The following is a 12,846-nucleotide window of genomic DNA, read 5'->3' on the forward strand; positions in this document are numbered from 1 at the left end:
TCCCTCGTTTAAGACCCTCAGGGCTGCCCGCCGATGTTTCGGTCGTCATTGGCAGCCTGATCAAATTCCCGCACGTCGCGGCCACTGAGTGCCGCGCGAATTCCCCTATCCATCCGCCGCTCGGCGAACGGGTGGGTCGCCGCATCCAGTTCCGCAACCGCGGCACTTATTGCATCGCGATCCATGCCATCGACGGCGATCTCGACCGCCTGCATCGCGCTGCCGATGACACGTTGCTCTTCGTCCGTCAAGAGATCGCCGTCTGCGGTGAGCGCTGACGCCACCGCCGCCACCACCCGCCGGGCATCGACACGGGACTCGGCGAGAAGCCGGCGCTGCATATCGTCGGCACCGTGCCGCAGAGCTTCATAAAGCATCGCGGCCATTTCGTCCTCGTCAAGTCCGTAGGACGGCTTCACCGCGACCTCCTGTTCGACCCGCGTGGTCTGTTCGCGAGCCGAGACGGTGAGCAGGCCATCGGCATCGACGGTAAACATCACCCGGATGCGCGCCGCTCCCGCGGTCATCGGCGGGATTCCCCGCAGTTCGAACCGGGCCAGCGAACGGCACTCGTCGACAAGCTCGCGCTCACCTTGGACGACGTGCACCGCCATCGCCTGCTGGCCGTCCTGATAGGTGGTGAACTCCTGCGCCTTGGCGACGGGAATGGGGGTATTGCGCGGGATGATCTTCTCGACGATCCCGCCCATCGTCTCGATTCCGAGCGACAGTGGCGTGACGTCGAGCAGCAAGGTGTCCGATCCGCGGGTCAGGGCGTTCGCCTGCAACGCCGCGCCCACGGCCACCACCTCGTCGGGATTGATATGGGCGAGCGGCTCGCGGCCAAACATCTCGGCGATGCGACGGCGGACGAGCGGCACCCGCGTGGAGCCGCCGACCAGCACAACACCGCAGACATCTTCGGGAAGTACCCCGGCGTCGTCGAGCACATGGCCGCAGATATCGATCGTCCGCTCGACCAGAGGAGAGATGATCCGCTCCAGCGCCTCGCGGTCGAGCTTGTGCAAACTGTGGGCATCGTTCACCTCGAGCGCCCACTCTCCCCATTTCTGGCTACTGAGGCATTCCTTGGCGATGCGTCCGGTCATCAATGCCTGCTTGACCGCCGACGAGGACAGGTGATCGTCGGCGAAGCGGGCACGACGCTCGGCAAGGAAATGTTCGGCAACCGCATGATCGAAGTCATCGCCACCGAGGGCCGAATCGCCCCCGGTCGCCAGCACCTGAAAGACGCCCTTTTGCATGTTGAGCAAGGAAACGTCGAAGGTTCCGCCCCCGAGGTCGTAGACGGCGTAGACGCCTTCGGCGTGGTTGTCGAGGCCGTAGGCGAGGGCGGCCGCCGTCGGCTCGTTGACCAGGCGGAGCACCTCAAGGCCGGCGAGGCGCGCTGCATCGCGCGTCGCGGAGCGCGCCGCGTCGTCGAAGTACGCCGGCACGGTCACGACGGCCTGCTTGACCTCGGCGCCGAGGATGTCCTCCGCCCGCTGCTTGAGGGCGCGCAGGATGTCGGCGGAGATTTCAACCGGGGTCAACGTGTTGCCGGCGACGAGGACGCGGACCATCCGGGCGGACTCATCGCCCGAGTCGGTGCTGCCCGGAGCGATTTCGTAGGGCAGGGACCCGGCGAGGGTCTTCAGGTCAGCGGCGCCCCGGCCCATCAGGCGCTTGATCGAACTCACCACGACCTCGGGCCGGTCGAGGATCAGGCGCCGGGCGATCTCACCGACGATGGCCGAACCGTCGGCCGCATAGGCCACGATCGAGGGCAGCAGCGCCGTGCCGTCCTCGTCCCGCAGAACCCGGGTGTCGCCATCGACGGTGGTCGCGATGACGGAATTGGTCGTTCCAAGGTCGATGCCGACGGCGATCGACCCGCCCTCGTCGTCCGGTCGCGGTGTCGCGCCAGGCTCGTAGATGTTCAGAAGCTGGATCATCGTTCATGCCGGATGTTCGAGGCCACGCGCGCGGACCTCAAGGCCGTTGACGCGAAAGGCAGAGGAAGGAAAGCCGCAGAGGGGAACGCCCGATCGCAGCCGATCGTCAGAAGAGCGCGGTGTTGCGGCGAAGGCATCGTCCGCGCATCGCCGTTCTAGCGCCCCGCGCGTCTTTGCAGGCGCGCCCGGCAGTCGTCGGTGAGTTTGTGAAGGTAGGTCAGCCGGGTGGTCAGCCGGGCTGCTTCGTCGAAGTCGCTGCGGGCGAAGGCGTCGGCGACGTTGGCGACGCACCGCTCGATATCGACGCGAGCGCTCTGGGCCAAAGCGCGAACCGCTTCGGGCGTGCCCGCGTCTTCTAACGCCTCGCGCAGCTCCATGGCTTCGAGCAGCAGGTCAGGATCGTTGGCGTGCGTCACACCGGCGCTCCCGTCCGCGGCATGCCGCGTCTGCAGCAGATATCCCGCACGACGCAGGGGGTCCTTCAGCGTTTCGTATGCTTCGTTGATCGCTGTCGCCTGGCTTTGAGACAGGGCCCGCTCGCGCGGGCTCCGGGTGGCGAAACGGTCGGGATGAAGCTGACGCTGCTGCTCGAAATAGCGCCGCTCGATAAGCGCGGGATCGATGGCAAACGCCGCGTCCAGACCCAATCGGGAGAAATGGTCGATCTGCCCGGGCGGCTGAACCGCACCACAGGTCCGGCAGAACATCTCCCGAACGCTGGCGGGGCCGCGACAGGACCAGCATGCGAGCATTGGCGTGTCGGGCGATTCCGCCCCCATCGTAGGTGCGCCAATGAGGCCAATCCGCTCACCCATGGTGCGTTCAGAGCCGTCCATTTCCATCGCCTTCCCGCAAAAGCGTTTGTCCTCTCGCCAAGGTTCGACCGAACGCCGGCCGATCAAACGTGGAAGGATTCGCCACAGCCGCAGCGGCCCTTCTCATTCGGATTTCGAAACACGAAGCCGGACTCCATCTTGTCTTCGACGAAGTCCATCTCCGTGCCGAGGATGAACATCGTCGCCTTGGGGTCGATCAGGATGGTCACACCCTCTGTCTCCACCACCTCATCGAACGCGGAGCGTTCGTCGGCGAACTCGAGCGTATACGACATCCCGGAACAGCCGCGGGCCCGGATGCCGATGCGAACGCCGACCGATGGTTTGCCGCGGCTGGCGAGCAGGGCTTTGACGCGATCGACCGCCGCCGGCGTCACGCTGATAGGTTGCTGGTTTTCCGCCATAATTATTTCTGCCGTTCTCCGGTTAGGTCTGCGGTTCAGGCGACCTGTTCGTCCTCGCTGGTTTTGCTCGTGGTCATCGAACGCTTGCGCTTGTAATCGGCGATCGCCGCCTTGATCGCGTCCTCGGCCAGCACCGAACAGTGGATCTTGACCGGAGGCAACGCCAAGTGGTTGGCGATTTCCGTGTTCTTGATCGATTCGGCTTCATCCAGCGACTTGCCCTTAACCCACTCGGTGACCAGCGACGATGAGGCGATCGCCGATCCGCATCCGAAGGTCTTGAACTTGGCGTCCTCGATGATGCCCTCGGCGCTCACCTTGATTTGCAGCTTCATAACGTCACCGCACGCCGGCGCGCCGACGAGACCGGTTCCCACCTCGGTGGCGTCCTTGTCCATCGCGCCGACATTACGCGGGTTTTCGTAGTGATCGACTACCTTGTTACTATAAGCCATCGTGTTTCTCCTTCCTGTGCGTCGAGACGGTTTTGTCCGCTGTTGATCCCGCGTGTCAGGCCGTTGTGCCTCAGTGTTCCGCCCATTTGATTGACTTGATGTCAATTCCCTCCTGGGCCATTTCCCACAGGGGACTGATGCTGCGCAGCCGTTCGACTTCGCCGACGATACGCTCGACGGCACGGTCAACCTCGGCCTGCGTGGTGAATCGCCCGAGGCCGAGACGCAGGCTGGTATGCGCGAGTTCCTCCTCGACACCGAGCGCGCGTAGGACGTACGACGGCTCAAGCGAGGCCGACGTACACGCCGAGCCGGACGAAACCGCCAGTTCCTTGATCCCCATCATCAGGCCCTCGCCTTCGACGAAGGCGAAGCTGATGTTGAGATTGCCAGGAATGCGGTGGTCGAGATCGCCGTTCAGGTAGACCTGCGGCAGCCGGCTGGTGATCGCGTCGAGCATCCGGTCGCGCAGGGCACGCAGGCGTTCGGCCTCCGCGGCCATTTCCTCGCCGGCAATCCGGCAAGCTTCGCCGAGACCGACGCACAGCGGCGTTGCCAGCGTACCGGAGCGCATGCCGCGTTCCTGCCCGCCACCGCTGATGATCGCTTCGAGCCGCACCCGCGGCCGGCGGCGAACGTAAAGCGCGCCGATCCCCTTCGGGCCGTAGATCTTGTGGCCGGAGATGCTCATCAGATCGATGTTCATCGCCTCGACATCGAGTGGGATCTTGCCCACCGCCTGCGCTGCGTCGGTATGGAAGAACACCTTCTTCTCGCGGCAGAGGCGGCCGATTTCGGCCAGCGGCTGGATGACGCCGATCTCGTTGTTCACCGCCATGATCGAGACGAGCACTGTGTCGTCGGAAATCGCCTCGCGCAGTTGAGCGAGGTCGACCAGACCGTTGTGCTGTACCGGCAGGTAGGTGACGCGAAACCCTTCCAACTCAAGATGGCGGCAGCTGTCGAGCACGCACTTGTGCTCGGTCACCTCGGTGATGATGTGGCGCTTCTTGTCCTTGTAGAAGCGAGCAACCCCTTTGATCGCAAGGTTATTCGATTCGGTCGCGCCGGAGGTGAAGACGATCTCCTTTTCGTTGGCGCCGATGATCGCCGCCACCTGGGCGCGCGCGGTCTCGACGGCCTCTTCCGCTTGCCAGCCGAACGAATGGTTGCGCGAATGCGGATTGCCAAAGACCTCGGTGAAGTAGGGCAGCATCTTCTCGACCACGCGCGGGTCCGTCGGCGTCGTTGCCTGATAGTCGAGATAGATCGCCGCCTGAGCGTTCGAGGGGCGACTCTTTGGCGTCGCAAAACTGGCGAGTTCGTTCATTCTGTCACCTTTCCGACACGATCCCAATCCAGCGCAGCGGTTGCCGCAGACCCAGCCGAAACGCTCTCCCGACGGCTCACTTGCGCGTAAATGCTCGTCCAGACCTGGCAAAACCGATCGACGTCGTCTGCAACCGTGGTCCAGCCGGTGCTCACTCGCAGCGCGCTCCTTGCAAGATCCTCGCCAACACCCATGGCTCGCAGCACATGGCTGGCGCCGACCTTTCCCGACGCGCACGCCGCGCCGGCGCTGACCGATATGCCGGCGAGATCGAAGGCGATGACCTGAGTTTCAGCCGGCACGCCCGGCATCGTCAGGCAGGTAGTATTGGGCAAGCGCGGCACGCCTTGAGCGAAGACGCGTGACGATGGGCACACACCGCGAATTCGCCGCTCGATGGCTTCGCGCAGACCGGCGAGACGCGCGTCGTCCTGGCTGCCGGCGGCAGTCTCGGTCGCCGCGGCAAATCCGACAATTCCGATCAGGTTTTCACTTCCAGCACGGCGTCCACGCTCCTGGCCACCGCCCCGCAGCATCGCTGCGACCGGAATACCCGGCGCAATCGCGAGCGCGCCGATGCCGGCGGGGCCGCCGAGCTTGTGCGCCGACCAGGACAGAAGGTCGATGCCCATCACGCGCATGTCGATGGCGATCTTCCCGGCCGCCTGCGCCGCGTCGCAGTGGAATAGCGCTCCATAGCGATGCGCGATATCGCCAACGGCTGCGACCGGTTGCACCGCACCCGTCTCGTTGTTGGCAAGCATGACCGAAACCACTGCCGGCTCGGTGCTTTCCGCCAGGATAGCGTCGAGCGCGACAAGATCGACAATCCCGTCGTCGTCGACGGGAACGATCACCGGGCTATCGCCGGCGCTAAGCACCGAGGCGTGCTCGATCGCCGTGACGACGAGGCGCCGCCGACCGCTCGCGCACAGAGCCAGCGCATTCGATTCGGTGCCGCCGCTGGTGAACACGACATCGGCCGGTTCTGCTCCAACGCTGCCCGCGATCGTAGCGCGGGCGTCTTCGATCAGCCGGCGGGCGTTGCGGCCATGGCGATGCACCGAAGACGGATTGCCGAGCATTTCCATCGCCGCGCGCATCGCCACGGCCGCCTCGCAGCGGAGCGGCGTCGTCGCGTTGTGATCGAGGTAAATGCCAAAGCTCATCTCGGTGCGAAACTCCACTTGTGTCCGGTCTATCGTGCCGCCGCAGCGGAGAGTTCCGTGCGCACGCCGCCGCTGAAAACCATCCGGCTGCTGCCCAAGACCCGCCGTTCGCAGACGTCGGCGAGGGTGACCGAACTCAAGAACAGATAAATCTGATTGCCGAGCTCCTCCCACAGATCATGGGTCAGGCACCGGCCCTTATGCGAATGGCAGCCCGAGGGCGAACCGGGGGTACACCGCGTCGCCTTGATCGGCTCATCGACGGCAAGAATGATGTCGGCGATACGCATCTCCGAGGGCTCGCGCGCCAGCATGTAGCCGCCGCCGGGTCCGCGCACGCTCGATACCAGGCCACCGCGCCGCAATCGCCCGAAAAGCTGCTCAAGATAGGACAGGGAAATCTCCTGGCGATCGGCGACTTCCGCGAGTGCGACCGGCCTGCCGTTGCTGTGGTGGGCGAGATCGGCCATCGCCATCACCGCGTACCGACCCTTCGTGCTCAATTTCACCGTCGGCCTCCTCTTGCTACCCTCAGCTTGATCAATGACGCAGCCCTTCGCCATCCGCCTGCTTGGCACCCTCGATGTGTGTCTCCGCTCCGCCGTCGGTTCCGTCGGATGGCGGGCTGGCGGGATCGGAACGTCCATCGGTGCGCGCTTGCATCGCATCGAGACGTTGGGTGAGCGCCATGACCTGAGCGGTGAGAACGTCGATCGTCGCCTGCATCGGGTCCGGACAGCCGCCGGCAAGGGTGCCATAGGCGGAAAACCGCTCGACGACATCGCGATCGCGCGGGGCGACGACATGTGCGGGAATGCCGACCGCGGTTACGCCGGCGGCCACGTCGCGCGTGACGACCGAGTTGGCTCCCACGCGTGCGCCCTCGCCGATGACGATCGGCCCGAGAATCTGGGCCCCTGATCCGATGATCACGCCGGCTTGCAGCGTCGGGTGCCGCTTGACCGCCACCTGCGCACGCGAATCAACCGACGGAGAGATGCCGCCGAGTGTGACACCCTGATAGAGCGTCACGTCATTTCCGATCTCGGCAGTTTCGCCGATGACCACGCCCGTGCCATGATCGATCACGAGCCGTCGCCCGACCGTCGCCCCCGGATGAATCTCAATTCCCGTGGCCAGCCGCCCGAGGTGAGAAACCATACGTGCCAGAAGGAACATACGCCGACGCCAAAGGAACCGGGCGACCCGGAAAACGACGATCGCTTGGAATCCCGGATAGCAAAGGACGATCTCGATTCGAGAGCGCGCCGCCGGATCCCGCGCCATGAAGGCGTCGATGTCCTCGTTAAACCTCTTGAAAACCATGGGTCCTTCGATATTTTCAGGCCTCCCTTGCCCCGATCGAGCGGCAAGCGTGGCCGTGGCCAACCCTCCTATACGCAAAATCGTATATAGGATGCCTGAGTGATTTGGTCAAGATTGTCGAGTATGTGCAGACTTGCGGGCAGCATTATTCACCTACTACAGCATTAGGAAATTAAACGACAAGCAGGGGGGTCAGCAGCATGGGAATCGCATGCCCGAGGTAATATTCAACGGCACTGAGGGACGGCTCGAGGGGCGCTATCACCACTCGAAGCGGGCGAACGCTCCGATCGCCCTGATGCTGCACCCCCATCCGCTTCACGGCGGCACGATGAATAATCGCGTCGTTTTCGCACTCTTCCAGGCCTTCCAGAAGCGGGGCTTTTCGGTCCTGCGCTTCAATTTTCGTGGAGTCGGGCGCTCGCAGGGTCGGTTTGACGCCGGCCCCGGCGAATTGGGCGATGCCGCGTCGGCGCTCGACTGGATGCAGAACATCAATCCGAACGCATCGGGCTGCTGGATCGGGGGATATTCGTTCGGCGCGTGGATCGGCATGCAGTTGTTGATGCGCCGTCCCGAGATCGATGGGTTTATTTCGGTCGCGCCGCCCGCCGGCAGCCTCGACTTTTCCTTTCTCGCGCCGTGTCCCGCCTCGGGCCTGATTCTGCACGGCGACCGTGACGACGTCGTGCCGGCCGAAGCGGCGGAGAAGCTGGCGAAGAAGCTGGCGCACCAGAAGAACGTCGTTGTTGAATTCAAGGCGATCGCCGGTGCCGATCACATTTTCGCGGCACACATGCCGGAACTGGCGAAAGCGATCGACGCCTACCTCGACAAGTCGCTGCCGGCGCGCGCGTAAACCCGGCTGTTGCCGTCGTCAGCCGTGTGGCGGCGAGGCGGCCGCTGGCTCACCGCAGGCGGCAAAGGGTCGATTGCCGCGTCGGGTCTTGCCGGCCCCGTGACTTAGCACCCAGCGCCCCGCCGCCCGGAATCGCCCAGCCGGGAACCTTGCCCGCGACCCGCCGTTCCCGACATGCACCGCGAGGGAGATCGGCCATGAAATCCGTCATATTGTGGGCACTGGGTGTGCCGCTCGGCATCGTCATCCTGTTGAACGTGTTTCACGTCCTTTAGCCTTTAGGCCTTTGGCTTGTGCCATCGGGTGACGGGTGATGCAGCCGGCCGCCGGTGAGTGCGCGCGGCGTGCCGGTAGTCGAGGGCAGGCTCAAGGGCTGCCCGCGCAGCGAGCGGACGGCGAGAAAGGCAAACGCCTCCGCCTCAATGGCATCCCCGCGCCAGCCGACGGCTTCGACCGGCTCAACCGGTGCGCCGGCGATATCGGCGATCATCTGCATGAGTGTCGGGTTGTGGCGGCCGCCGCCGCATACCAGCCACCGACGCGGCGAATCCGGCAACAGCGGCAGGGCAAGGGCGAGAGCGCGGGCCGAAAAAGCGGTCAGGGTCGCCGCGCCGCTTTCCGTGCTCATCCCGGCGATGGCGCCAAGGACAAAGTCGAAGGCATTGCGATCCAGTGATTTCGGCGGCGGGCGGCGGAACCAGTCATGGCGTAGCCACTGCATGACGCGCGCGCCGTCGATTCGTCCGGCGGCTGCGGCGCGACCGCCTTCATCGCAGGCGGTACCCGTGCGCGCCTGCATCCAGTCGTCGAGCAGCGCGTTGGCGGGGCCGGTATCAAAGGCGAGCACGTGAGGATCGGACCTCGACGGTCCAACGGGCGTTCCGATGTAGGTAATATTGGCGACGCCGCCGAGATTGAGCACGGCGACGGGCTTTTCCAGCGCTTCCGCCAGGGCGGCATGATAGAGCGGAGCGAGCGGCGCGCCTTCGCCGCCGGCCGCGACGTCCGCCGCGCGAAAGTCGTTGACGACGGGAATGCCGAGCAGGCGGGCGAGCCGGGCGCCGTCGCCGATCTGCAGCGTTTGCTGGCGCTCCGGGCGGTGCCAGATCGTCTGACCGTGAAAACCGACGACGCCAATCTCGCTGGCGCCAATGCCCGCTTCGGCGAGCAAGGTTACGACCGCGTCTGCGTGCCGATCGGTCAGTTCGTCAATGATCGGCTGCCAGGACGGCTGCGGCTCGCCGCCGAGAAGCGCGTGCAGCCGGCAGCGAAAGTCCTCGGGGTAAGGGGCGGTAAGGGCGTGCCCGTGCGCCAGCACCCGCTCGCCGTCGGTGGTGATCATCGCCGCGTCGATCCCGTCGAGAGACGTGCCGCTCATCAGGCCGATCGCGAGGATGCGCGCGCTTGGAGGTGCTGCGCCCGATCCCGAAGCGCTGAACCCGGCTTCACCCAAGCCCGTTGCGTTCATCGGCCGTTCCTCCCCGGCGTTGTTCGCCGCCGTCGCGTGTGATACCTACGCCGCCGCCCGCATCCGTTCGCCTTGAACTTGTCACCTAGCACGAGGCCCATGTCTAATCCTCGCTCGGATTTTCTTCGCACCGTCGTCGATCGCGGTTATCTGCACCAGTGCACCGACCTCGAGGGGCTGGACGCGCTCGCCTGCGAGCACGCGATCACCGCCTATATCGGGTTCGACTGCACCGCGCCGAGCCTGCACGTCGGTAGCCTCGTTTCGATCATGCTCTTGCGGCATTTGCAACGCGCGGGCCACAAGCCGGTGGTGCTGATGGGCGGTGGGACAACGCGGATCGGCGATCCTTCCGGACGGGATGAATCCCGCAAGCTGCTGACCGACGGCGAAATCGCCACCAACATGGCGGGCATTCACCGCATCTTCGAGCGGTTCCTCGTCTTTGGCGACGGACCCGCCGATGCGGTGATGCTGAACAATGCGACGTGGCTTGATCCCCTGGCATACATCCCGTTCCTGCGGGACTATGGACGGCATTTTTCGGTAAATCGCATGCTCACGTTCGAATCGGTGCGCATGCGCCTTGACCGCGAGCAGCCGCTGTCGTTTCTCGAATTCAACTACATGATCTTGCAGGCGTACGATTTTCTCGAACTTGCCCGGCGCGCCGGCTGCGTGCTGCAGATGGGCGGCTCGGACCAGTGGGGCAACATCGTCGCCGGCGTCGAATTGGCCCGGCGAATCGACGGGCGCGGGCTGTTCGGCCTGACGACGCCGCTGATCACCACCGCCTCTGGCGCCAAGATGGGCAAGACCGCGGCGGGCGCCGTGTGGCTGTCCGCCGAGATGCTTTCGCCCTACGACTATTGGCAATTCTGGCGCAACACCGATGATGCCGATGTCGGTCGCTTCCTGCGATTGTTCACCGAGCTGCCAGAGCCGGAGATCATTCGGCTGGAGCGGCTGGTCGGCGCGGAAATCAACCAGGCGAAGGTCGTTCTCGCCGACGAGGCGACGCGGCTGTGCCACGGCGAGGATTTGCGGGCGGCAGCGGCGGAAACCGCCCGGCGGACTTTCGCGGAGGGCGACGCCGGCGACGAGTTGCCGACCGTGGACGTCGCGCGGGGCGAAGTCGCCGCCGGAGTACCCGCGTTCGAACTATTCCGCCGGGCCGGCCTCGCCGCATCGAACGGCGAAGCCCGGCGGCTAATCAAGGGCGGCGGCGCACGGCTCAACAATGAGCCTATCAGCGAGGAGACCCGCCCGGTGACGCTGGACGACTTCGACGAGCGGGGGCTGCTCAAGTTGTCCGCCGGCAGGAAGCGCCACGCGCTCGTACGCGCGCTCTGACCGATCCGGAGTCCGATCCGCACAGCGGCATAAGGCGTTCGTCTTACACGTTTGGCGATCGGCGGCCTCGGCCACCGCGGCGGCGCTCAAGGACGAGGATGAAGGCGCAGACACCGGCGATGCAAACACCCGCCGCTGCTGCGAGCACGCCCAGCAGTCCCGTCCGTGAAAGGATCGCCGTCGGCAGACGGTGTTGCGAGGTCAACGCTTGCGCCGCCTGTTTCGCTTCGAACGCGGCGATCAGCCTATTACCTTGGTCGACGGAAACGTCGAGCGCGGTTTGCGCGCTTATGGTTCCGGCGAAAAATGACCGCAACTGCTCTTCGATGATCTGTTGAACGTGGGCGAAATCCCCAAGGCGGATGCCGCGCGAATGGACCGTCGGCGGATGCAGTTCCAGCGTCTGAACGGCGATGTTCGTCCCTGGGTTGACGGCATAATATCCTTGAGCCCGAGTGAACGCGTACGCCTCGCTCGTCGTCGGAACGTCGCCGGTCGCCTGATGCCACGCCGCTTGAACGGGCGCTGAGATGAGATATCCGAAGAAGCGCGCGACACAGCGGTCTTCGGCTTGCGTACCGCCACGCGGAGACCAAAGATAGCTGCCGCCGATCAGGGTATTCTGAGGGGCGCCCGGATCATCGGGCCAATACGGTAGCGGCCCGATTTCAAACTCGAAGCCCCTGATCGACGTTTTCAGCGCGGCGTATTCGCTGGAGGAATCCGTGTACATCACGCAATGCTGCGTCAGGAATTTCTGTGCGGCCTCGTTGCGCCCGTTGGGTCCGTCCTCGTTCGGTCCCGAATACTCGAACACGCCAACGCTTTGCCACTCACCCAGGGTTTCGAGGTGACGGATAAAGGGGCGGGCATTGAAAGCGAGGCGAGCCGGGCCAGGATCGAGGCCGTTCGCGTAGGTGGCGAACGGCAGGTTGTGCCAAGCGGCGAAGTTTTCGATGTGCACCCAGGACGGTCGTCCGGTCGTCAACCCGCAAGCATAGCCGGCTGCCTGGGTCCGGTGTGCGGCGCGGGCGACATCCGGCCACGTCCTCGGCGGAGTCTTGGGATCAAGGCCAGCCAGTCGGAACGCGTCCTTGTTGTAGTAGAGGACAGGCGCCGCGAGATCGAACGGCAATGCCATCAGGTCACCGTTCTCGTCGGTGACGCTCCCTGCAACGGCCAGCAGGAACTGGCTTTGATTGAACGGCTCGCTGGCGGCGGACATCAGCTCCCGGATCGGGTAGAACCGGTCCCTTGACGCCAGAAGTGTCGCCGTGGCGGTACGGTCAATCTGAATGATTTTCGGCGGATTGTTCTGATCGAGCACGTCGAGGACGCTATTCGTCGCTGAGAAGAAATTGCCGGCATAGATCGGAACGACCGAACACTCCGGCTGTACGGCGTTAAAGCGGGTGACCATTTGACGTAGTTCGGTGCCGCGCTGGCCCGACATCGTATGCCAGAATTCAACGTAATCGGCTGCCCAAGCCGATGCCGTCGCCGCCGCCATCGCCGCAAGGTAGGCGGCAAACCATATGACGGAAGTCGTCCGCATATCGGAAATCCTTCCCCGGCGCCAGCGGTTGGACTCGAAGTTTGTCGGCACCAATCCAGTCGAGGCGTCTTTGGAGATGAAGTAAATTTCAGGCCGGTCAGCTTCTCGCGCGCGGGAGGCTGACTATTCAACGGCA

12 protein-coding genes are annotated in these 12,846 nt (G+C 64.6%); 2 read left to right on the forward strand and 10 right to left on the reverse strand.

Annotated features, from left to right (window positions below):
* Window positions 1-17: 17 nt before the first annotated feature.
* The 8 genes from hscA to cysE form a co-directional block, all read right to left on the reverse strand.
* The gene (gene hscA, locus IPK66_16865; GenBank protein ID MBK8176864.1) at window positions 18-1,952 is read right to left on the reverse strand and encodes a Fe-S protein assembly chaperone HscA; all 1,935 of its coding nucleotides are present in this window, start codon (window positions 1,950-1,952) and stop codon (window positions 18-20) included.
* Window positions 1,953-2,110: 158 nt separating this feature from the next.
* Entirely contained in the window at window positions 2,111-2,734 is a 624-nt protein-coding gene (hscB, locus tag IPK66_16870; protein MBK8176865.1) for a Fe-S protein assembly co-chaperone HscB, read from the reverse strand.
* A gap of 119 nt (window positions 2,735-2,853) precedes the next feature.
* Window positions 2,854-3,195, reverse strand: a complete 342-nt coding sequence (locus tag IPK66_16875) for an iron-sulfur cluster assembly accessory protein (GenBank protein ID MBK8176866.1) — start codon at window positions 3,193-3,195, stop codon at window positions 2,854-2,856.
* Between the two features lie 35 nt (window positions 3,196-3,230).
* On the reverse strand, window positions 3,231-3,650 hold the full coding sequence (iscU, locus tag IPK66_16880; GenBank protein ID MBK8176867.1) for a Fe-S cluster assembly scaffold IscU: 420 nt from the start codon (window positions 3,648-3,650) through the stop codon (window positions 3,231-3,233).
* A gap of 70 nt (window positions 3,651-3,720) precedes the next feature.
* Window positions 3,721-4,980, reverse strand: coding sequence for an IscS subfamily cysteine desulfurase (gene iscS, locus IPK66_16885; protein MBK8176868.1), 1,260 nt, complete (start codon window positions 4,978-4,980; stop codon window positions 3,721-3,723).
* Window positions 4,977-6,149, reverse strand: coding sequence for a cysteine desulfurase (locus IPK66_16890; protein MBK8176869.1), 1,173 nt, complete (start codon window positions 6,147-6,149; stop codon window positions 4,977-4,979). The genes iscS and IPK66_16890 overlap by 4 nt, the downstream gene beginning before the upstream one ends.
* A 29-nt stretch (window positions 6,150-6,178) precedes the next feature.
* Entirely contained in the window at window positions 6,179-6,658 is a 480-nt protein-coding gene (locus tag IPK66_16895) for an Rrf2 family transcriptional regulator (GenBank protein MBK8176870.1), read from the reverse strand.
* Between the two features lie 31 nt (window positions 6,659-6,689).
* Window positions 6,690-7,475: a serine O-acetyltransferase gene (gene cysE, locus IPK66_16900; GenBank protein MBK8176871.1), complete on the reverse strand. Its 786-nt coding sequence runs from the start codon at window positions 7,473-7,475 to the stop codon at window positions 6,690-6,692.
* Between the two features lie 211 nt (window positions 7,476-7,686).
* Here cysE and IPK66_16905 point away from each other — a divergent pair, with 211 nt between their 5' ends.
* Window positions 7,687-8,334 carry an alpha/beta hydrolase gene (locus IPK66_16905; protein MBK8176872.1) on the forward strand — a complete coding sequence of 216 codons (648 nt, stop codon included), beginning with the start codon at window positions 7,687-7,689 and terminating at the stop codon, window positions 8,332-8,334.
* A 271-nt stretch (window positions 8,335-8,605) separates the two neighbouring features.
* Here the strand turns inward: IPK66_16905 and IPK66_16910 are convergent, their stop codons facing one another.
* Window positions 8,606-9,802, reverse strand: a complete 1,197-nt coding sequence (locus IPK66_16910) for an anhydro-N-acetylmuramic acid kinase (protein ID MBK8176873.1) — start codon at window positions 9,800-9,802, stop codon at window positions 8,606-8,608.
* A gap of 99 nt (window positions 9,803-9,901) precedes the next feature.
* On the opposite strand from IPK66_16910, the gene IPK66_16915 reads away from it, so the two are divergent.
* Window positions 9,902-11,155: a tyrosine--tRNA ligase gene (locus tag IPK66_16915; GenBank protein ID MBK8176874.1), complete on the forward strand. Its 1,254-nt coding sequence runs from the start codon at window positions 9,902-9,904 to the stop codon at window positions 11,153-11,155.
* A 43-nt stretch (window positions 11,156-11,198) separates the two neighbouring features.
* Here the strand turns inward: IPK66_16915 and IPK66_16920 are convergent, their stop codons facing one another.
* Window positions 11,199-12,710 carry an extracellular solute-binding protein gene (locus tag IPK66_16920; GenBank protein MBK8176875.1) on the reverse strand — a complete coding sequence of 504 codons (1,512 nt, stop codon included), beginning with the start codon at window positions 12,708-12,710 and terminating at the stop codon, window positions 11,199-11,201.
* Window positions 12,711-12,846: the final 136 nt, after the last annotated feature.

This window comes from Rhodospirillales bacterium (genome assembly GCA_016712595.1).
Classification (GTDB): Bacteria; Pseudomonadota; Alphaproteobacteria; order Rhodospirillales; family Defluviicoccaceae; genus Defluviicoccus.